Source organism: Paenibacillus sp. FSL L8-0470, assembly GCF_038008625.1.
Taxonomy (GTDB): Bacteria; Bacillota; Bacilli; order Paenibacillales; family Paenibacillaceae; genus Paenibacillus_AQ.
In genome coordinates this window covers 6086230-6106874 of record NZ_JBBOZM010000001.1, presented here as the reverse complement: position 1 = coordinate 6106874, position 20645 = coordinate 6086230, and the positions used below count along the sequence as shown (strand labels likewise).

At 54.8% G+C, this 20645-nt stretch carries 17 protein-coding genes and 1 riboswitch; of the genes, 14 read left to right on the top strand and 3 right to left on the bottom strand.

The genetic code is table 11. The annotated features are described in order from the left end of the window. Nucleotides 1-52: 52 nt before the first annotated feature. Together asd and NST99_RS27810 are read right to left on the bottom strand one after the other, a co-directional pair. Nucleotides 53-844: an archaetidylserine decarboxylase gene (gene asd, locus NST99_RS27815; protein ID WP_341096021.1), complete on the bottom strand. Its 792-nt coding sequence runs from the start codon at nucleotides 842-844 to the stop codon at nucleotides 53-55. An 89-nt stretch (nucleotides 845-933) separates the two neighbouring features. Continuing rightward, nucleotides 934-2028, bottom strand: a complete 1095-nt coding sequence (locus NST99_RS27810) for a YheC/YheD family endospore coat-associated protein (RefSeq protein WP_341096020.1) — start codon at nucleotides 2026-2028, stop codon at nucleotides 934-936. Nucleotides 2029-2268: 240 nt separating this feature from the next. On the opposite strand from NST99_RS27810, the gene NST99_RS27805 reads away from it, so the two are divergent. From NST99_RS27805 to NST99_RS27785, 5 genes are all read left to right on the top strand, one after another. Beyond that, nucleotides 2269-8232 (top strand): WIAG-tail domain, encoded by a 5964-nt coding sequence (locus tag NST99_RS27805; RefSeq protein WP_341096017.1) that lies wholly within the window; start codon nucleotides 2269-2271, stop codon nucleotides 8230-8232. Between the two features lie 307 nt (nucleotides 8233-8539). Then, a complete protein-coding gene (locus NST99_RS27800; protein WP_341096016.1) occupies nucleotides 8540-9388 on the top strand; it encodes a glycosyltransferase family 2 protein in 849 nt (282 codons plus the stop codon). Further along, nucleotides 9388-10410, top strand: coding sequence for a glycosyltransferase family 2 protein (locus NST99_RS27795; RefSeq protein ID WP_341096015.1), 1023 nt, complete (start codon nucleotides 9388-9390; stop codon nucleotides 10408-10410). Before NST99_RS27800 ends, NST99_RS27795 begins: the two co-directional genes overlap by 1 nt. After that, complete coding sequence (locus tag NST99_RS27790; protein WP_341096012.1) at nucleotides 10407-11144, top strand: glycosyltransferase family 2 protein; 738 nt, start codon at nucleotides 10407-10409, stop codon at nucleotides 11142-11144. Before NST99_RS27795 ends, NST99_RS27790 begins: the two co-directional genes overlap by 4 nt. Nucleotides 11145-11191: 47 nt before the next feature. Then, the gene (locus NST99_RS27785) at nucleotides 11192-11923 is read left to right on the top strand and encodes a sugar phosphate nucleotidyltransferase (protein WP_038596028.1); all 732 of its coding nucleotides are present in this window, start codon (nucleotides 11192-11194) and stop codon (nucleotides 11921-11923) included. Between the two features lie 149 nt (nucleotides 11924-12072). On the opposite strand, the gene NST99_RS27780 is transcribed toward NST99_RS27785, so the two are convergent. Then, a complete protein-coding gene (locus NST99_RS27780; RefSeq protein ID WP_341096011.1) occupies nucleotides 12073-12600 on the bottom strand; it encodes a GNAT family N-acetyltransferase in 528 nt (175 codons plus the stop codon). A 217-nt stretch (nucleotides 12601-12817) separates the two neighbouring features. Here NST99_RS27780 and NST99_RS27775 point away from each other — a divergent pair, with 217 nt between their 5' ends. From NST99_RS27775 to NST99_RS27735, 9 genes are all read left to right on the top strand, one after another. Next, a complete protein-coding gene (locus tag NST99_RS27775) occupies nucleotides 12818-13105 on the top strand; it encodes a hypothetical protein (protein ID WP_038596026.1) in 288 nt (95 codons plus the stop codon). Between the two features lie 25 nt (nucleotides 13106-13130). After that, nucleotides 13131-13475 (top strand): restriction endonuclease subunit S, encoded by a 345-nt coding sequence (locus tag NST99_RS27770; protein WP_341096009.1) that lies wholly within the window; start codon nucleotides 13131-13133, stop codon nucleotides 13473-13475. After that, the gene (locus NST99_RS27765) at nucleotides 13472-13774 is read left to right on the top strand and encodes a hypothetical protein (protein WP_341096007.1); all 303 of its coding nucleotides are present in this window, start codon (nucleotides 13472-13474) and stop codon (nucleotides 13772-13774) included. Before NST99_RS27770 ends, NST99_RS27765 begins: the two co-directional genes overlap by 4 nt. Nucleotides 13775-13777: 3 nt before the next feature. After that, nucleotides 13778-14218 carry a hypothetical protein gene (locus NST99_RS27760; protein WP_341096006.1) on the top strand — a complete coding sequence of 147 codons (441 nt, stop codon included), beginning with the start codon at nucleotides 13778-13780 and terminating at the stop codon, nucleotides 14216-14218. Between the two features lie 207 nt (nucleotides 14219-14425). Further along, on the top strand, nucleotides 14426-14965 hold the full coding sequence (locus NST99_RS27755) for a GNAT family N-acetyltransferase (protein ID WP_341096004.1): 540 nt from the start codon (nucleotides 14426-14428) through the stop codon (nucleotides 14963-14965). 168 nt (nucleotides 14966-15133) lie between these two features. Then, a riboswitch (purine riboswitch) is annotated at nucleotides 15134-15232 on the top strand. A gap of 64 nt (nucleotides 15233-15296) precedes the next feature. Next, entirely contained in the window at nucleotides 15297-16634 is a 1338-nt protein-coding gene (locus NST99_RS27750) for a 5'-deoxyadenosine deaminase (protein WP_341096002.1), read from the top strand. A gap of 189 nt (nucleotides 16635-16823) precedes the next feature. Beyond that, nucleotides 16824-17405 (top strand): RNA polymerase sigma factor, encoded by a 582-nt coding sequence (locus NST99_RS27745; RefSeq protein WP_341096000.1) that lies wholly within the window; start codon nucleotides 16824-16826, stop codon nucleotides 17403-17405. Further along, entirely contained in the window at nucleotides 17405-18586 is a 1182-nt protein-coding gene (locus tag NST99_RS27740) for a hypothetical protein (protein ID WP_341095998.1), read from the top strand. The genes NST99_RS27745 and NST99_RS27740 overlap by 1 nt, the downstream gene beginning before the upstream one ends. A gap of 160 nt (nucleotides 18587-18746) precedes the next feature. Continuing rightward, nucleotides 18747-20645, top strand: a complete 1899-nt coding sequence (locus NST99_RS27735; protein ID WP_341095997.1) for an LTA synthase family protein — start codon at nucleotides 18747-18749, stop codon at nucleotides 20643-20645.

Here is a 20645-nt window from a genome sequence, read left to right as displayed (position 1 = left end):
TCAAGGCTTGCGGAGTACCCTTATATGTTCGTTGTCAGGTTAGGATGAAATGTTAAAGATGACGCTGCAAGGTTCCCAGCAGTTCACCCATCTTGACCTTGGTCTCGCTTGTCAGCCCGGCCCTTGGAGTAAAGGTGCCGCTCTCCAGCAGCAGTACTACGGTTGAGCCGAATTCAAAATAAGCCAGATCATCGCCGATTTGCCATTCCATGGCCTGTTCATCGGTGTAGCGGATGCTGCTGACATTCATTGCGCCTACCTTTACAACCGCTGCTTCCCCATTCGCTCCCGCGATATAAGTAATAAGACGTTCGTTGCGGCTCAGCACACCCTTCATATGTCTCATGCCGAATTCATTGACAGGATAAGCCCGGCCGCGGATATGATCACTCTCGACTTTGCGCCCGGTGAGAGGCGCGTGAATCCGGTGATAATCCGTAGGGCTCAGATACAGCACGAAGAAAAAGCCTTTCTTGTACAGCTCCAGGTGCGGAGAGTGGTTAAGCAGTTCTTCCAGCTCATAATCCTGTCCTTTTACATTCATAATTGTTCCGGAATGAATCTCACCCATGGCGGTAATTATCGCATCCACCGGACTGGCTACGGCATTGTCCCCGCTTGCGACAGGGCGCATCCCCGGCTTCAACCGCCGGCTGAAAAATTCGTTAAGCGTATGATATTGCCGGGACTGCTTCTCCGCTTCAGCAGCGGGAATATGATAGGACTTAATAAATACCGGGATCAAAAAACGGCTGAGTCTGCTATGGGAAAAAGCCCCCATCAACCGGGAAAGCCATCTGTGCGAGGACAGTTCCGTCATCAGCCGCAGCATTTGTTTAACCATGAACATCTCCCTTCCATCATGCAGCAACAAGGCCCCATACCCGGGGCCTTATCCGCTCTGAATTATATTGACATAGAATAGGAGACAAATCAATAAGAGTTATACCGGGAGGCGTCTTCGAGCAGGAACCGGGCGTAAGCCATTGGCCTGCGGTAGCTTTCTTTCCAGGTTCCTCTGAGTCCTGCCTTGAGGAATCCATAACGCTGGTCACGGCCATTGCATTCAATGAAGTAAATCCGTCTGTTGCGGGTGATGCCGATGTCCAGCCCGATGTCGGCAAGCCCGGGAAGACTGTGCTCCAGCTCGCGTGCGATGGCGAGGCTGAGAGTCTGCACTGTCATTCGAAGGTATGCTGCAGCTTCCCCCGGGAAGGCCTGATCCAGCACATAGGAGGCGCTTAGCGCTTCGCCTCCCCGCGCGATATTGGATACGAACCCGCCAGGAGCGGCCAGCTTTGCAAACATGCCGGTCACCTGCCAAGTTCCTCCCCACCCGCGTTGCACCGTGACCCGGAGATCGAAGGGGCGTCCGCCGATTTCAGCCAGCGGGATACGTTCCTGCACCAGATAGGATTCAGCGGCGAGACGCGCCCGAAGCATCCGTGGCAAAGCATCCTGATCCACGAAGCTGCTTACCCATCGGCTAGAACGTGAAGGCAGATAACTCCAGGTCCAGCTCCGTCCGCTGAAGTGAGTAAGACGCATGACCCCTTTGCCGATACTGCCGCGGCACGGTTTGAGGATGAGGTCGGGGTAGAGGTCCATCATCTCCTTGAGACCCGGGAGCCCTGTTGTTGTAACCGGCAGATAGCTCTGCAGGTCTACGTTCTGTTCCAGCAGCCCGTGAATCTGTTCTTTCCCGTAACGGTTGCATGTGTTGTATATCAAAAGGCCCTGCCGAAGCAGCCGCTCGATTCCGCTGCTGCCCTGGCTGTAAATTGCCCGGTTATGGATTACACCCGGTGTGGGGATTACGGCTCTGCGATATCCCTGGGACCCCTTGATATAAGCGACGCTGAATCCGGATTCTGTATCAATGTCGGCCAGCTTCAAAAAGCAGGGGGTCAATCCGTAAGCGGCAGCCGCCTCCTCATAGCTCTCCAGCGACTCCTGTCCCGTTTTTAACCGGGGAACGCCCCGGTGCATAGCGGCATTTAGCAGTATTCCCACGAGCTTTTGCCCCATGTTCGTTCCTCCCGTTATCTTCTGTAGTTACGGCTGTAGCCCTTATGTTCTCATTGTATGTTTGTACGGGGCCATCAGGATGGACGAATGCGCGGCGGCAGAAGCCCTTTTTCGAAAGATAGACGAAGCCGATTTACTTGCAGATTGATTATAGGCAGCCTTGCTGCAAATGGTGTCATCCGCCCACTGGACTGCATATGATGCCTAGAAGAAACAACAGATGGAAGGAGGAGACTGCTTGTGAAGAGCTCCAGAAGGAATCAACAACACAGTTCCAAGAAGCGACTCTATTACGTGGATAATCCCAATAAAAAAGAACTGAGTATGCTGGGAAGCAGTCCAAGGGTGCAAGGGGGATTTGAAACACCCGTCAGCGAGACGGTGGATCCGCCAGACCGGGCCCTGCAGGTTAGTGGTGTGGGCACGGTAGAAGTTGTTGCAGAGCCGGCACAACCTGCCGTACCTGCCGCCCCGGATAAAGAATTGCTGGAGGTGCCGGCAGCAGAAGAAACACTCCAGATTGAGGAGGTGGTTGTCCACGCGCCCGAGCCCGTTCTGCCAGTTCTGGAAAAAGAGCGCCTGCAGCCCGTATATACCGATGATCTGTGCGATGCGGCCGTTACCGGCCAGAAGATTGCTCCGCGCACCATTGACGGCTCTAAGCTGAAATTCGGGATTATCGGTACTCCCTGGCTGCAGGATTATGCGGTGCAGAGCATCAATATCGCGGACAAGGCGATAACGTCCTCGAAGATTGCCCCCGAATCGATAACTGGCGAGCATCTGGCGGAAGGAAGTGTGAACGGCGGCAAGCTGCTGGATCATTCGATCAGCGGCGAGAAGCTTAAGAACGGAAGCATCGGCCCGGAGAAATTGGCTGACCGGATCATCGGAGGAGAACAAATTGCCGACCGGTCCATTGCCAGCCGTCACTTGAGCGAGCTGCTGATTACTGCCGACTTGCTGGAAGATGGAGCCATAACCGGCGAAAAAATTCTAAGCAGCACCATTGTCAGCCGACATTTGGCGAACGGAAGTATCGACCGTTCCAAACTGGCTGATGAGGCGGTATCCGGCGATAAAATCGCCGACGGCGAAATCAGCGGAGTCAAACTGGGCGATGCTGTGATTGAGGGCCGCCATCTGAGCGAAGGCGTCATCACGGCGAAACATCTGGCGCCGGGAGCCATCGGGCCCGAGCAGCTTGCCGGCCGGCTTATCGGCAAGGAGCAGCTCCAGTCCGGCAGCATTGACAGCGGACATCTTGCGGATGCCGCAGTAGGCACGCGGCAGCTGGGAGAGAAGGCTGTACGCAGCCAGCATCTAAGTCCGGAAAGCGTAAATGGCACCCATATCGGCGAGGGGGAAATCACCGCCCGCCATTTGGCGGACCGCAGCATTTCTTTTGTGAAGCTGGCGGAAGGTGCGGTAGGGACGGTACAGCTCGTGGAGCAGGCGGTCACCTCCTCCAAAATCGCCGATCAGAGCATCCTGCCGAATAAACTGGCGGATGAAGCGGTCACTACACGGCATATCGCCAAATCCGCAGTACGCGGACCGCAGCTTGCCATGCAGGCTGTGACCTCGCTCCATCTGCAGCGTGAAGCTGTAGATCAGTCCCACTTGGCCAAGGAATCGGTCGGATCGGAGCAGCTGCAGAGCCAGTCGGTGCTGACGGCTCATCTCGCATCCGGTGCGGTTACCGGTGAACAGCTGGCAAGCGAAGCTGTGGCCGGAGAGCATTTGCGCGCGAAAAGCATTACCGCCGCCAAGCTGGCTGACGGGGGCATCCATGCCGGCAAGCTGGCTGCAGGTGCGGTCACCGGAAACGCTATTGCCCGTGAAGCTGTGAGTGGTGAACATATCGCCTTCTGTACGGTGGAGGAAAAAAATCTGGCCGATGCCAGTGTCAGCGCCCGTGTACTGCAGAATGCCGTAGTGGATTCTGAACATGTGGCGCCGGGTGCCATAGAACGCAGACATCTTGGTGAGAACAGCGTGACGAATTCGGCCCTGCAGTCCGGCTCGGTCACGGGCGATAAGCTTGCCTCCGGCGCGGTGAAGGAAGTACATCTCGCTGCAGGTGCGGTACAGCCGCATCATCTGGCGGATCATGCGGTTACTTCATTGAAGCTATCGCCGGAGAGTGTCTCAACGGATAAGCTCAGTGATCTGGCGGTCACCTCCACCAAGCTGGCTGATGGCAGTGTTACTTCCGCCAAGCTGGCAGCCTTATCGGTGGCTGCGGAGCATTTGACACCAGGGTCGGTTAGCCCCGCGTCGATCAGTGACACGGCTGTGCAAGGCAGACATCTTGCCCCGGGAAGTGTCGGCGGCGCACATATTCGTCCGATGTCTATTGGCAACGGGCATATTATTCCTAGCTCCATCTCATCGATTCAAATCCAGGATGGCAGCATTAGCAGTTCTAAGCTGGTCGAAGGAGCCGTTTCTTCCCTCCATCTGTCTCCAGGCAGTATTGGCACCAGTCATGTGGCGGAGGATTCACTGGAAGGCCGTCATATCAAGCAGGGAGAAATCACCCTGAATCACCTGGCCGCAGAGGTCCGCAGCGCAGAGCTGCTCCCGGATGGCAGCATCGGCGGGGAAAAGCTGGCGGAAGGCTCGATCGGTTCGTTCCAGCTGGCTCCGAGTAGTGTATATGGCGGACATCTTGCGGTCGAAGCCGTGGACAGCCGCCACATCCGCCCTCACAGCATCAAGCTGAAGCATCTGGCGGAGGAGACCCTGACCGCTGATCTGCTGCCGGACGGCAGCGTCAGCACCGCGAAGCTGGCGGCCGGAGCGGTAGGTTCGGAGAATCTCCAGGCGGAAAGTGTGAACGGAGAACATCTCGCGGACGGAGCGGTGGAGGAGCGCCATTTGAATCCCGAGATCATCAAGCTGGAGCATCTGACGGCAGAGGTCCGCAGCGCTGATCTGCTCCCTGACGGCAGCATCGGCGGGAAAAAGCTGGCGGAAGGCTCGATCGGCTCCTTCCAGTTGGCTTCGAGCAGCGTATATAGCGGACATCTTGCGGTCGAAGCCGTAGACAGCCGCCACATCCGCCCTCACAGCATCAAGCTGAAGCATCTTGCAGAGGAGACCCTGACCTCCGAGCTGCTGCCGGACGGCAGCATCAGTTCTGCGAAGCTGGAAGGCGGAGCTGTAGGTTCGAAGCATCTCCAGCAGGAGAGTGTACTCGGAGAACATCTTGCGGACGGAGTGGTGGAAGAGCGCCATTTGAATCCTGAGATTATCAAGCTGGAGCATCTGGCCGCAGAGGTCCGCAGCGCAGAGCTGCTGCCTGATGGCAGCATCGGCGGAGAAAAGCTGGCGGAAGGCTCGATCGGCTCCTTCCAGCTGGCTCCGGACAGCGTATATGGAGAACATCTTGCGGACGGAGTGGTGGAAGAGCGCCACTTGAACCCCGAGATCATCAAGCTCGGGCATCTGGCCGCAGAGGTCCGCAGCGCAGAGCTGCTGCCGGACGGCAGCATTGGCGGGGAGAAGCTGGCGGAAGACTCCATCGGGTCCTTCCAGCTGGCTCCGGGCAGCGTACATGGAGAACATTTTGCGATTGATGCCGTGGACAGCCGGCACATCCGCCCCGCCAGCATTAAGCTGAAGCATCTTGCGGAGGAGACTCTGACCTCCGACCTGCTGCCGAGCGGCAGCGTCAGCTCCGCGAAGCTGGCCAAGGGAGCGGTGGGTTCGCAGCATCTCCAGCAGGAGAGTGTTCATGGCAGACATCTTACGGATAGAATAGTGGAGGATCGTCACTTGAATCCCGAGATCATCAAGCTGGAGCATCTGGCCGCAGAGGTCCGCAGCGCAGAATTGCTTCCGGATGGCAGCATCGGTGGAGAAAAGCTGGCGGCAGGAGTTGTAGGTCCGCAGCATCTCCAGGAGAAGAGCGTGCACGGAGAACATCTCGTAGACGGAGTAGTGGAGCAGCGCCACCTGAATCCCGAGATCATCAAGCTTGAGCATCTGGCCGCAGAGGTCCGCAGTGCAGATCTGCTGCCGGACGGCAGCATCAGCGGGAAAAAGCTGGCGCAAGGCTCCATCGGGTCCTTCCAGCTGGCTTCAGACAGCGTATATGGCGGTCATCTTGCCATGGAAGCCGTGGACAGCTGCCATATCCGCTCTGGCAGCATCAAGCTGAAGCATCTGGCGGAGGACACCCTGACCTCCGATCTGCTGCAGAATGGCAGCATCGGCTCCGCGAAGCTGGCGGCAGGAGCGGTAGGTTCGCAGCAGCTCCAGCAGGAGAGCGTGCACGGAGAACATCTCGCGAACGGAATAGTGGAGGACCGCCACTTGAATTCCGGGATCATCAAGCTTGATCATCTGTCCGCAGAGGTCCGCAGCGCAGATCTGCTGCCGGACGGCAGCGTTGGCGGGAAAAAGCTGGCGCAAGGCTCCATCGGGTCCTTCCAGCTGGCACCGGGCAGTGTATACGGCGGTCATCTTGCGAGCGAAGCCGTGGACGGCCGTCACATCCGCCCCGGCAGCATCAAACTGAAGCATCTGGCGGAGGAGTCCTTGACCTCCGATCTGCTCCCTGACGGCAGCATCGGCTCCGCGAAGCTGGCAACCGGAACGGTAGGTTCACAGCATCTGCAGCAGGAGAGTGTGAACGGAGAACATCTCGCGGACGGAGTGGTGGAGGAACGCCACTTGAATTCCGGGATTATCAAGCTGGAGCATCTGTCCGCAGAGGTCCGCAGCGCAGAGCTGCTCCCTGACGGCAGCATCGGCTCCGCGAAGCTGGCAGCCGGAACGGTAGGTTCACAGCATCTCCAGCAGGAGAGCGTGTATGGCGAACATCTTGCAGACGAAGTGGTGGAGGAACGCCACCTGAATCCCGGGATTATCAAGCTGGAGCATTTGGCCGCAGAGGTCCGCAGCGCTGACCTGCTCCCTGACGGCAGCATCGGCACCGCGAAGCTGGCAGCCGGAACGGTAGGTTCACAGCATCTGCAGCAGGAGAGTGTGAACGGAGAACATCTCGCGGACGGAGTGGTGGAGGAACGCCACTTGAATCCCGGGATTATCAAACTGGAGCATCTGGCCGCAGAGGTCCGCAGCACTGACCTGCTCCCTGACGGCAGCATCGGCGGGAAAAAGCTGGCGCAAGGTTCCGTCGGCTCCTTCCAGCTGGCTCCGGGCAGTGTATACGGCGGACATCTTGCGGTTGAAGCCGTGGACGGCCGGCACATCCAGTCTGGAAGCATTACGCTGAAGCATCTGGCGAAGGAAACCCTGACCTCCGATCTGCTGCCGGATGGCAGCGTCAGCTCCACGAAGCTGGCGGCTGGAGCAGTAGGTTCGCAGCATCTCCAGCAGGAGAGCGTGTATGGCGAACATCTTGCAGACGAAGTGGTGGAGGAACGCCACCTGAATCCCGGGATTATCAAGCTGGAGCATCTGGCCGCAGAGGTCCGCAGCACTGACCTGCTCCCTGACGGCAGCGTCAGCTCTGCGAAGCTGGCGGCTGGAGCGGTAGGTTCACAGCATCTCCAGCAGGAGAGCGTGTACGGCGAACATCTCGCAGACGGAGTATTGGAGGAGCGTCACCTGCTTCCCGAGACCATTAAGCTTGAGCATCTGGCTCCAGAGGTCCGCAGCGCAGACCTGCTCCCTGACGGCAGCATTACCGGAGCGAAACTGGCTTCCGGCAGTGTTGGTGCCGAGCAGCTTGCAGAGAGTGCGGTTGGAACTGACGGACTCCAGGATGAAGCGGTGGATGCAACCAAAATTGCTTCCTTCGCCGTTCAATCCCGCCATCTGGAGGAAGAAAGTGTGCAGGGCTACCATATTGCTCCCGGCGCGGTATCCGGTGACCATCTGGCCCGCGGCGCGGTGGGTGCGGAGCATCTCTCCTTCAGTCCGGTGCAGAGCTCCGGAAACCGGGAGGTGCTGCAGCAGTTCGGAATGACGGCGTTCATGTTCAACGGTGATGCAGAGAGTGTGGAGGTCACTGTCTCTTTCGACGAAAGCTTTGGCCATACCGGCTATGTGCTTGTGGCCATGACAAACCAGCCGTTCTTTCACGCCTCGCTTAAAACAAGAGCCGGCGGAGAGGCTGTAATCCTGGTGAACCGCCTGCGTGAAACCCAGCATTTCTATGGAGTGTTATCCTGGATTGCACTCGGCTCGCCTCCGGCAAAGCCGCCAGAGAACCGGGTATTCGATTAAATACAGAGCCGCTGAAAAAGCGGATAAGAGCGCAGCCGCCGGCTGCGCTCTTGTTCAAATATAAGAATTTATATGCTTCACGCTATAAATTATCCTTCTATTTCCCGGTGAAACGGATACCGTCCTATTAAGGACGGTATCCGTTTCCACTTGTGTTTATCACCCGGAAAAGTCGGTTGAATACGGGATGGATGACATCTGTCCAAATTTGTGTGTGAAGGGAGACACCCGCCGTTACCCGGAGAAGCGGATTACATAGACTGTGATGTAACCCTAAGCCCGGCAGTATGCCCTGCAAGGAAGGTGGATGAGCTTGAAGCATAAACGAACAGCTGCCCGCCGCACGGGGCGGCGGGCAGCTCGACCAGCGCGGCGGAACTCCCGGCCAGTGCGGCCCGTAGCTGTACGTCCTGCACAGAATCATCCCGAGCCTTACGTGTCGGTTATTATTCCGGCTATGAATGAGGCCAGGACGATTGCCAGTGTGATTGCCGGAGCCAGGGGGGTTCATCCGCGCTGTGAGGTTATTGTGATTGTTAATGGCTCTGCCGATAAAACGGCAGAAATAGCGAAATCTATGGGTGCCCATGTCATCTCTTTCGAGCAGCCGCTTGGACACGATGTTGGCCGAAGTGTCGGAGCGGATGCGGCCAAAGGGGAGGTCCTGCTGTTTACAGATGGGGATCTTGTCATTCCCGCCGCGCAGCTGCGTCCATTCGTAAGTGCAATCCGCGGCGGGACGGATGTAGCGCTTAATGATTATTCCGGGCCGGTCCGCAGCAGGGTTCCGCATCCTGTGGTGCTCTCCAAGTATGCACTGAACATTATGCTCGGACGTTCCGACTTGAAGGGGTATTCACTGACGGCGGTTCCCCATGCGCTCAGCCGCAAGGCGCTTAATGTGCTGGGGAGCGGTCTATTGTCAAGGCCGCCGCTGGCTTATGCCCGCGCATTGCTGGAAGGCTTGAGTGTAAGGGAAGTGCATAAAGTGCCTGTTGGCAAACTGAATGCTGTCCGCCGCAAGCGCGGCGGAAGGGACCCCTTGCAGGAGATTATTCTCAGGGATCACCTCGATGCTGTGTCTCTGCTGCTCGAGCTCAAGGGGGAGAGGGCGGGATTCAGCGACGGCACCCGGCGAAGGGAGATGGTGAGGTAATGGCTACTGGCTATAAGGCCGTATTGCGTTCGAAACGGAGAAGAACGTTTTCCGCCGGCACTTCTCCCCGCCGGAGCGGAGCAGGTATTCCGGGCATCAGGAAGTCTGCATCTAATAAAAGAGGGGCAGGTTCATTCGGGGCTGGGAGCTCTTCTGAACGGCTTACGGGGGCGGGATTATCCGTAGCCCGCGGCTCAGCTGTCCGGCGCACGGCCGCAGAAGCATCCGCTGCCGGGAAACCGCAGCGGATGCTTCCGAAATTGCGCGGCTTGCTGTCCGTCATCATCTCGGCAAGAGATGAGGCGCGTACCTTGCCCGGACTCCTGGAGCAGGTGGAGCTTCTGGAGCCGGCGGAGATCATCGTGGTGCTGAACGGCTGCAGTGACAACAGCTTTCAGCAATCCAGAATGTGCACACGGGCAACGGTCGTGCATTGCCCCGAATCGGCCGGTCATGATGTGGGGCGTGCGCTTGGCGCCAAGCTCAGCAGGGGAAATATTCTGCTCTTTCTGGATGGAGACATGAGCATTCCGGCCCGGCAGCTGGCCCTTTTTGCAGCAGCTGTAGACAGCGGAATTGATGTTGCGCTTAATGATCTGGATGGCCTGCTGCCGCCATTTGGCGCAAGTGATGATGTCACCCGCTGCAAGCTGTATTTAAACGGGGTTCTAGGCCGGAGTGATCTTGGGGTGAGCTCCATGACTGCTGTTCCCCATGCCTTGTCCCGCCGTGCACTGGAAACCATCGGTTACCGTGAACTGATGGTTCCCCCGAAAGCGCAAGCCCTCTCCATTCTGAATCGGCTGCGGGTGGAGAAGGCCGGAACGGTTAATGTCATCAAGCATAATCGGCTGCGCAAAGGGAATACGGGAGCCGGCAACGCGGTGGAACAGCTGATTATCGGCGATCATGCGGAAGCGCTGCAGGCGGTTATTGCGCACAGGGAAGCTAGCGGAGTGCTCTCCGGCGAGCGCCTGCAGGAGCAGCGCCGGCAAATGGCTGCCTGGAGGAACCGGTTATGACAATGACCAGTATCATTATTCCGACATATAACAGACTTGAACTGCTGCGGACCTGTGTGGAAGCCATCCGGGCCTATACCGAAACGCCCTATGAAATCATTGTGATCGACAACGCTTCGAAGGATGGTACGGATACGTACTGCCGGACAAATAATCTAACCTTTATCTCCCTGCCTGAGAACCGCGGATTTCCCGTTGCCTGCAATATGGGGATGCAACTCGCTGCAGGCGATGAGCTGCTGCTGCTGAATAATGATGTTGTCGTCTCGCAGGGCTGGCTACGGAACCTTAAGGCAGCACTATACAGTGCACCGGATGTTGGTATTGCCGGTCCCGTGACCAACTATGCCAGCGGCCAGCAGCAGGTCAAGACTGCATACAGTGATATACCGGGTTTTCATGCGGAGGCCCGGCAGGCCAACCTCCAAGATCCCTCGAAATGGATAGAGACGAGACGGTTGGTGGGCTTATGCTTTTTGTTCAAACGAGAGCTGATGGACACTGTTGGACTGCTGGATGAACGGTATTCACCTGGACATTATGAGGATGATGATTATTGCTTCCGCGCCCGGCTGCGTGGCTACCGGCTGCTGATTGCCGGGGATTGCCTGGTGCATCATGAAGGAAGCGCGAGCTTCAAAGAAGTATACTCCTCTGCACTTAAGGAGCTTGTGGAGCGAAACCGCAGGATTTTTATAGATAAATGGCATATGGATCCGGCACAGTTCTTCTGAAATGTTGACCCGAAGACTAAAGACACAGATAAAGAGGAGGAAAGTAAGTGAAAGGAGTCATATTGGCGGGCGGAAAAGGAACAAGACTCTATCCGCTGACCCGGCTTATGAACAAACATTTGCTTCCGGTCGGCAAATATCCTATGGTGTGTTACGGTATAGACCGGTTGCGCCGGGGGGGTATAACCGATATTCTCCTGGTCATCAGCAAGCAGTCTGCGGGGCAGTATACCGATTTTTTGGGCAGCGGTGCGGAATTTGGCGTATCTCTGACTTACAAAATTCAGGAAGCCGCAGGAGGCATCGCGGAAGCGCTGGAGCTGGCGGAGGGGTTTATTCTTCCGGGCGAAAGGTTTATCGTGCTGCTGGGTGACAATCTTTTTATGGATGATCTGACGCCTTACGTGCAGAGCTATCTTCAGCAGCCCGAAGGCACGGCGAAAGTGCTGCTGAAGCCGGTGGAGGATGCGCGGAGATACGGCGTTCCGGTGTTTGACGGCGAGGATTCAACATTGATTGCGTACATCGAAGAGAAGCCGGAGATCCCAAAGACCAACTATTGTGTAACCGGCATTTATATGTACGATGAGGCCGTGTTCGATATTATCCGCCGCGTGTCCCCTTCCCAAAGGGGGGAGCTGGAAATTACCGATGTGAACAACATTTACGCTGCCGACCGCATGCTCAGCTATGATGTGCTTAAGGAATGGTGGAGTGATGCGGGAACATTCCAGTCGCTGCGTGAAGCGGGCGAGAAGCTGAAAGACACGCTGCCTTAAGGGCGGCGTGTTTTTCATTGAAATATAAGAATTTATATATTTCACACGATAACTTATCCTTCTATTTCTCGCTGAAACAGTACCGTCCTTAAAAAGGACGGCAAAGCCGTTTCCACTTGTACAAGAAATGAAGGTTTGGCTGCAGATTATTAATTGGAAGATACAGTATGAGCCGGCCGCGCAATTCTCCACCAGAACAAATCGCCCGTGTCACGGTACATATGCGCGCCCAGATGCTCCAGGACTTTGTGGGAAGCCCAGTTATCCTTTTCGGTATCGGCAATAATCCATTGCGCCCTGGGATCGCTGAAGATCCATTCGCTGATAATCCGCACTGCCTCTGTAGCATAGCCTTTTCCCCAATGCCTTTCGTCAATGCAGTAGCCTATAATGACCTCGCCTTGTTCATTCGGACAGCCTTTCAGGATGATATACCCGATAATCTGCTGGTGCCTGCGCTGAATAATGGCCCAGTTAGTCAGCCAGAGGTAATTTTCCTCATCCTGCTGCACTCTGGAATGCCTGATCCGCATAGCATACTGCATTTCCTCGTCCAAAGAGGCGCCGCCAGCTTTCAGGCCAAGAGCCTGCTTCAGCCCGGCATAATTCTCTGTGGCGAGCGAGAGCTCCGCTGCGGTTAAAGGCTGCAAATCCAGGTGGTTGCCTGCGAGTTTCATACATTACCTCCAATCCGGTCAGGAACTGATTTCTAATCTATGTATGGTGAAAAATTCAATTTCATTCTCAGAATAATCTGACTTTCCGCAGCTGTCAATCTCCGCCTATTCTCAGCAAAAGTCTTCGGGCCGCGCCAAAGTTACACCAGTTCTCCGCACCGTCAAGGCGCTTGCCGCATATGCTGTAGCAGGGCGTTTGAGCAAAGGAGACATGAAGGTGCAGAATAAAATAACAAAAGTGCTGCAGCACATGGCCCATACGCACGAACAGATGGCGCGGATTCTTGACGCCGAACGCCACGTTGCCGTCCGTATGTCGCAAATAGTCCATGATCTGCCGGATGCGGAGCCTGATTTTGGCGGATTCAGCGGGCTGGTAGAAAGCCACGGTCAGGTTAACAAGAATATTATTGCTTACTTGAACGCGATAGCCGATCTGGAAGAAGCGATGGCTGAAGGGGTAGGCAGAGTCATCAAGGAATTAAACGGTCAGGAAGAAGAGTAGCGATTAAAAGAGCAGGAGGCGGAAGATGAGCAGAGAAAAGGCTTATCTGCAAATGCTGGAGTCGACCGCTACTATCCAGTGGAACATCGCGATGATTCTTGAAGCCAAAGCGGTGGAAGCGGAAAAGGTGAAGCAGTGGACGCAGCATCATATCCACGCTAGAGCGTTCGATACCCATGAAGAGCAGTTGAAGCAATCCCTATCCATTCATGAAGTGATCGTGGAAATGGTGGAAGGGCTGACGAAATTGGAGAATGGGTTGTACAGCAATTTAAAGGCAGTGCTGGGCAGCGGTGAGGAAGAAGGCGGCGGCGAAGGCTTTGGCGGCATGTCCGGTGAAGGCTTTAATTTCGGGGACGACGACAAATGAGCGGCGGGCTTCTCTCCGAACACGCCGTCAAGCTGGAGATGATCCGCTCCATTGCCCGCAGCCAGGCCGCACTCGCCGCGATCTTGGAGAGCATCGCCGAAATAACGGGGCAATCGGAGCTGACAGCCCGCAAGCTAAGTGACAATATCAGAATCCTAAGCCAGTACCAAAGCGCCATGTGCCGGATGATGACCGGTATTTCGCTGCATCAGCCCAAACGGGGGATTCCTGCTGCGCCATGGCTTAGCAAGACATGTGCAGGAGGAACCTCCAGAGTGCATGGAGTACAGGAGGAGTAAAGAATGAAGAGGAAGAAAGCTATCAAGCGTTCAGGCAGGGGAACCCGCAGACGAACATTGTTGCTATCCCGGAAGGCCAGGATCGGCAGAGGCCGCAGCCGCAGAGTTCGTTATGGCAGGCCCAAAAAAGGTCTGTTGGTGCGCAAGAAGAAAAGACAACGCCGCCGGATTGTGCAGAAAATTCAGGTAGTGCATCCGTCTGTGCAGCCGATAGTTCAGCCGGTAGTGCAGCCGCCAGTGCATATGGTACCCGTTCAGGTGGTCCCAGTGGTTGAAGCTCCTCCGGCGCCTCAGGTAGTGCAGCTCCCCCCGGATCTTGGCGTCCCTCCGGAAACGCCGCCGGGAGACGCCTTTCAGCAGGGCTACACCGAAGCATACAACGTGGGGTTCGACGCCGGTTTCGCCAAGGGCTTCGAGGACGGGCATAAGCTGGAGCTGGGCTGAGACATCCAAGGCCAAAGGGTAAGGGGCCAATTAGAGGGCTGGTGAAGGTTAAACCGCCGCTACTCCTCTATAGGCCGCTTCCCTCTGATCCGCCCGCTCTGGAACAGTTGGAAAGCTCTGGTCTATTGATTGTGCTTCCGGTTATGGTAGACTTCTTTACAGAATCCTTGCCGGATTCAAATGTCGATGGAAAAGTGGAGGGTACACATGAGCGGTAATAAGATTCGGAAAGCGCTGAGGGAAGAAATCGGGGAAATTATGGAGCTGATTGCCAAATGTGTACAGGTTATGCAGGCCGGCGGAAGCGACCAATGGGATGAGAGCTACCCTAACCGGGAAGTTATCGGTCTGGATATCGAGCGCGGCACACTGTATGTCTATATCGACAATGAAGCCATTGCGGGTATTATTGTATTGGACGAGAATCAGGCGGAGCAGTACGGGGAGATTCGCTGGTCGCAGGAGCAGGGACGGCATTTAATCATGCATCGCCTGGCTGTTCATCCGGAGGTGCAGGGCAAGGGCATCGCGCGCAAGCTGACCGCTTTTGCCGAGGAGCATGCTGTGAACTGCGGATACAGCAGCATCCGGCTGGATACATATATGAAGAATACCAAAGCGCTTAGCTTATATCCCAGACTTGGCTATGAGCGCAGGGGTGAAGTCTCCTTCCCCGGCCGCACAGCGAATTTTCCGGTATTTGAGAAGGTGCTGGAAGGCGCGGCGAAACTGGACGGACAAGCCTAGGAATATTTCCTGCAAAAACGTATTATATGTAATGTTAGTTAACATTAAAAACGGTTGATCTAACCTTTTTAGGAGTTTTTCATCATTTTTTTAAGAATTTATACATTTGTATGTAACTTAAGTTGACAACAAACTTATCCTTACTTTATGATGAGACTATTCAGAAAGCAATTGAATAGTCTTTTCTTTCGTATATCCTTAATAATTGGTTTAAGGGTCTCTACCGGGAACCGTAAATTTCTGGCTACGAAAATATGCTGCGGCATATTTTTGTGGCCTTTTTGTGTTATTTGCGACAGCTAACTGTTATCTGACAAGGGGGAATCGGACCATGGCGAACATACTGATCAAACATGCGGAGATTATTACGATGAACAAGCAGGAGGAGATTCTTTACGGGGACATCCGCATTAAGGACAGCCTGATTGTGGAAATCGGCAGCGGGCTGCAGCCGCAGGACGGTGAACGGGTCATTGAAGCGAAGAACCGTACGGTCATTCCCGGTTTTGTACAGACGCATATTCATCTATGCCAGACGCTCTTCCGCGGCAAGGCCGATGATCTGGAGCTGATGGATTGGCTGCGCAAGCGGATCTGGCCGCTGGAAGCGGCGCATGATGAGGAATCACTCTATTACTCCGCCATGCTGGGCATAGGAGAGCTGATTTCCAGCGGCACAACGACCATTGTGGATATGGAGACGGTGAACCATACGGACTATGCTTTCCAGGCCATTGCCAAGAGCGGCATACGCGCCCTGTCCGGCAAGGTGATGATGGATCAGAAGAATGACGAGGTTCCGGCAGCCCTGCAGGAGGAGACGGCTGCCTCTCTACAGGAGAGCGTGGATTTGCTGGAGAAATGGCATGGGTATGGCGGGGGCCGGATCCAGTACGCCTTTTCGCCGCGTTTTGTCATCTCCTGCACGGAGCCGCTGCTGAAGGAAGTGCGGGATCTGTCAGCCCGCTATGGAGTTAAGGTGCATACCCATGCTTCGGAGAATTTGGGAGAGATCGAGATTGTTCAGGCAATGACCGGCATGCGCAATGTCGTCTACCTTGATCATTTGGGGCTGGCGAATGACCGCTTGATTCTCGCGCATTGTGTATGGCTGGATGACGAGGAGAAAATGATTCTGCGGGACCGCGGGGTACATGTCAGCCACTGTCCGGGCTCCAATCTGAAGCTGGCCTCCGGGATTGCCGATACACCGGGGATGCTGGAGACCCACATCCATCTCAGTCTCGGTGCAGATGGTGCGCCCTGCAACAATAACCTGGATATGTTCAATGAGATGCGGCTCGCTGCAATCATCCAGAAACCGCAGCATGGGCCGACCACGATGGATGCCAGAAGTGTCTTTCGGATGGCGACCATTGGCGGGGCCAAGGCGGTAGGCATGGAAGATAAGATCGGCAGCATTGAGGTAGGCAAAAAAGCCGATCTGGCGATTCTCAACCTCTACAATTTTCATACCTTCCCCTCCTTTGATGTAGACCCGATTTCCCGCATTGTCTATTCCGCCACCCGGGCAGATGTGGAGACAACAATCATCGACGGTGAAATTGTGATGGATCAGGGTCTGTTGAAGACGGTCGATAAAGAGGTTGTGCTGCATGAGGCCAACCGTTCTATTCAAAGACTGCTGGCGCACTCTCCGCTAGGCTGAAGCATTGACCGTTTGAATCGGAAAACGTTATAATTTATGGACATTAATTTGAGAATCGGCACTTATTACAATGTTTGATCCATCCTATCATTTGGCGGGAGGCTGCGGCCTTCCGTTTTTTGCTGCATCCATAAAGAAATTTTGCCAAACGGGAACCCGTTAGCTGGCAGTGAGGTCATATGTAGTGAGGTGAATGTATTGGAACTCGATAATCTTAAAGCTGCAGAAACAATGGATGAAGAACAGCTGAGGCGAATCATGAGCCTGTATGGCGAGGATATCTGGCATTATATCTATTACCTTACCGGCAATTCCGAACAGGCGGATGATCTGGCGCAGGAGGTATTCGTCAAATGCTATTACCGGATCGGGACCTACCGGGGAACCTCCACGCTGAAGGCGTGGCTGTTCACGATTGCGCGTAATACGGTGTTTTCCTACCGCAAATCACGTTTCTTCCGATCAGGCCTGTGGGGCGGAGTTCAAACCCTGAGTCCTTCCGGCTCCGGCAATGAAGGGTTCGTGCTGGAACAGACCGGCATTACCCGCTCGGCGGAGATGGAGTATCTCGGCAACCGCCATATCGACGACATTTGGAGCATTATTATGAAGCTGCCGGATAAATTCCGTGAAGTGCTGGTGCTCGATTTAAGAGCGGAGCTGTCGGTAAAAGAAATTGCCGGGCTGACCCGGTTATCTCCGGGAACCGTCAAATCCAGACTGCACCGTGCGCGGCGTAAGGTCCAGGAAAGTATAAGGGGGTTGGAGTGATGCGGGAACGGAAGCCTGAGTGGTATGAACGGGCCAAAACAGGGCCATTCGAAGAGGTGAAATTTACGGATGTGCATGCGGATAAGGTTATGCACCGGGTGAAGGAAGGCGAGCCGCACCAGGAACGGAAAGGATTTAAATTCCGCGCGGGCATAGCCGCGGCTGCCGGAGTTCTGCTGCTTGTGGGAGCAGGGGTGTTTTACCTGGGAACCGGACCTTTTGGCGAAGGAAACACCGCCGGTCCTTCCTATCAGCATGAAGAAACCGCCGACGTTACGGAGGCCGGGATGATCAAGACGGCAGAGAAGACGATGCAGGAGCAGCTCGGCAAGAAGCTGCTCTTTCAAAGCATAGAACCTCAGGCGGGAGCGGATCAGGTCCGGGTTGTTTTTAGAAACGGCGGAAATTATGCATATGTCTGGGTCAGCACGGAGACGGGGAAAGTGATGATGTACCATATGAGCGCTATATTCGGTCCTGAAGAAATTGATGACGATATTCTGGGCAAGGCCAAGGAGAAGCTGCGGGAGCTTGGATATAAGGGAGAGTTCAAAGCGGATAGGTTGACACGGCTTATGGATTACGGGCGTGTTCCCAATCAGGCCGCACAGGTGAGCGAGAACCTGTTCTCGGGAGAGGCGGAGATTGGTTATGTGAACGGGAAATATGTCGGGGCTTACTTTGAGGTGGGTCAGGAGGAGATAGGGGAAGACTTGAAGCAGACCGGGCTGAATGCGATGAGCAATTTAAGAAGTGGCACGGTTAAGCTGAATAAAGCAGCCCGCAACACGGGGGGGGGAATGGATGGGGAAATCACTTTGTTTTATGGACCGGATGCATCCGCATCTTCGTTTGTAAAGATGAATTATGTTACTCATGCGGTCCTGGAGGTTACCGATCTGTCGCTGGCCCCAGCCGATCCGGCTAGTCCTGAGCAGCGTACCGAACAGGACCAGAAGCTGCTGGATATGGAGAATGCCAAGCTGCAGAGCGCGGCGGCAGCTGTTGCAGATGGAATATTCGGCATTCGGCTGGAAGACTACACGCTGGTCAAGAATCAGTCGAGGCCAGGAACCGTTACCTTTGAGAGTGGGGGAACGGCACCGGCAATCGAGGCCACCTATAATCTTGAAGGGGTCATTTACGGATTAGGTATATGGCGTGAAGCGACTCCATATTAAGGGGGGTTGTTAATGTATTTTAAGAGGGATGTGTGCCTGCATGAGGCCGCATCCCTCTTTGATATACATAACAAGTATTGCTATACTAGAGAAATCTGATATTTTACTGAAAATAAGAGTGGAATTTACAAAAGAGATTAAAGATGAATAAGGAGAACTAATGAGCGAGAACAAAGTTGGGCTGGTGCATGCCCATTTCTTTATTGTGGCCGGACTGATCTGGCTGAAGCTGCTGCTGCTGAGAATACTGTTTTTCGACCGGATTTCCTGGGAATGGATTGCGGCGGATATTGCTCCGGTTCTGCTGATTATGGGGATTCTGGCGCTGATTGTACCGGGACGGATGAAGACGGCGGTCTACTGGAGCTTTAACGGAATATTGTCGCTGCTGCTGTTTGCGTCCAGTGTCTATTTTAACCATTTCGGGTCGGTTCCGACCTATTTGGCTTTCTATGAGCTGAATCAGGTTTTTGAGGTAAAAGAGAGCGTGGAATCGACCATCGAGTACATTGATTACCTGTTTTTTGCCGATATTGTAATCATGATTCTGTACGCCTTGACCCGCAGATGGCGGAGAGGTACAGCTTACCCGGTGCGGAGCTGGCGGTCTCCCCGTGGGCGGAGAGCCCAACTGATCGTCATTCTCGCCGCGATTATAGGCGGCGCTTCGCTGTCGGTCTACTCCGTACATGCGGCAAAGGGAATCACCAATGAGCTGGTTCAGGCGGAGAGCGCCGGATTTCTGAATTACGAAGTGGTGGCTGCGATCAAAGCCCAGGAGGATAATGGCCTGATTGGAACCGGAGATATCAAGGATACGATTGCCAAAGTAACGGAACTTCAGTCTTCTTATCCATACAGTGATAAGGCCCCGGGGGCGGTGCCGGATTTGTTCGGCTCGCAAAAGGGCAAAAATGTAATTGTCATCCAGATGGAAGCCTTTCAGAATTTTCCGCTGCATCAGTCGCTGGACGGTCAGGAATTAACGCCGGTGCTGAACCGCTTAGCCGGAGAGGGCTTTTATTTTCCGCATGTCTATCAGCAGATTGGTCCAGGCAATACCTCGGATGCTGAATTTATGAGCAATACCTCGATCTATCCGATAGGCACGCTTGCGATGTCAACGGGCTTCGGAGACCGGGAGCTGCCAAGTCTGCCCCGTCTTTTACGGGATAAAGGCTACGAAGCTTACACCTTTCATGTGAACAAGGTGGGGTTCTGGAACCGCAATCAGCTGTATCCGGCGCTGGGCTTTAACGGCTATTATGATAAGGGCTATTATACCAATGATCATTTCAATGCTTTCGGCGCTTCCGATGAGCAGCTGTATATTACAGCAGTTGATGAACTGGTGAAGCTGCAGCAGAAAGGGACACCCTTTTATGCTCAGCTGGTAACCGCCTCCAGCCACCACCCGTTCAAGATCCCTGATGCTGCCAAAAGAATAACGCTGCCGGAGGATTTGCAGGATACCATGCTCGGTGATTATTTAACGGCAATCAACTACACTGACTATGCCATCGGGACGCTGATTGAAGGACTGAAGCAAAACGGGCTGTGGGAGAACACCGTGCTGATGCTGTACGGCGATCACTTTGGACTGCAGCCTAAGGATGTGCCGCCGGAGCAGGTGGAAGCTGCGCTGGGAACGAAATATGATTCGCGGGTCAGCCGATTCAATATCCCGCTTATTATTCATGTTCCGGGCATGGAGCAGGGGCGGGTCGTGGACCGGACCGGAGGCCAAATGGATTTCGTTCCGACTCTGGCCAATTTGCTGGGGATTCCGCTGAAAGAAGAAGGTTATACGGCGTTCGGGCAGGATCTGCTTAATGTTGACCACAATGTAGTGGGCATGCGTTACTATCTCCCCACGGGTTCCTTTTTTAACGATGAAATTATGTTCGTGCCGGGTAAAGGCTTCGAAGACGGTGAAGCTGTTTCGCTGGAAACGCTGGAGCCTGTGAAGGATTTCAGTCCATACAAACAAGACTATGACTATATCCTGAAGCTGATGGGCCTGTCTGATGAATATGTGAAGCTGCTTCCGCAGCGCTAG

Bases quoted from the DNA above. Each gene is read 5' to 3' on its own strand.
- asd (WP_341096021.1), bottom strand. From the start codon at position 844: ATGGTTAAACAAATGCTGCGGCTGATGACGGAACTGTCCTCGCACAGA.
- NST99_RS27810 (WP_341096020.1), bottom strand. From the start codon at position 2,028: ATGGGGCAAAAGCTCGTGGGAATACTGCTAAATGCCGCTATGCACCGG.
- NST99_RS27800 (WP_341096016.1), top strand. From the start codon at position 8,540: ATGAGCTTGAAGCATAAACGAACAGCTGCCCGCCGCACGGGGCGGCGG.
- NST99_RS27795 (WP_341096015.1), top strand. From the start codon at position 9,388: ATGGCTACTGGCTATAAGGCCGTATTGCGTTCGAAACGGAGAAGAACG.
- NST99_RS27790 (WP_341096012.1), top strand. From the start codon at position 10,407: ATGACAATGACCAGTATCATTATTCCGACATATAACAGACTTGAACTG.
- NST99_RS27780 (WP_341096011.1), bottom strand. From the start codon at position 12,600: ATGAAACTCGCAGGCAACCACCTGGATTTGCAGCCTTTAACCGCAGCG.
- NST99_RS27770 (WP_341096009.1), top strand. From the start codon at position 13,131: ATGAGCAGAGAAAAGGCTTATCTGCAAATGCTGGAGTCGACCGCTACT.
- NST99_RS27765 (WP_341096007.1), top strand. From the start codon at position 13,472: ATGAGCGGCGGGCTTCTCTCCGAACACGCCGTCAAGCTGGAGATGATC.
- NST99_RS27760 (WP_341096006.1), top strand. From the start codon at position 13,778: ATGAAGAGGAAGAAAGCTATCAAGCGTTCAGGCAGGGGAACCCGCAGA.
- NST99_RS27755 (WP_341096004.1), top strand. From the start codon at position 14,426: ATGAGCGGTAATAAGATTCGGAAAGCGCTGAGGGAAGAAATCGGGGAA.
- NST99_RS27750 (WP_341096002.1), top strand. From the start codon at position 15,297: ATGGCGAACATACTGATCAAACATGCGGAGATTATTACGATGAACAAG.
- NST99_RS27740 (WP_341095998.1), top strand. From the start codon at position 17,405: ATGCGGGAACGGAAGCCTGAGTGGTATGAACGGGCCAAAACAGGGCCA.
- NST99_RS27735 (WP_341095997.1), top strand. From the start codon at position 18,747: ATGAGCGAGAACAAAGTTGGGCTGGTGCATGCCCATTTCTTTATTGTG.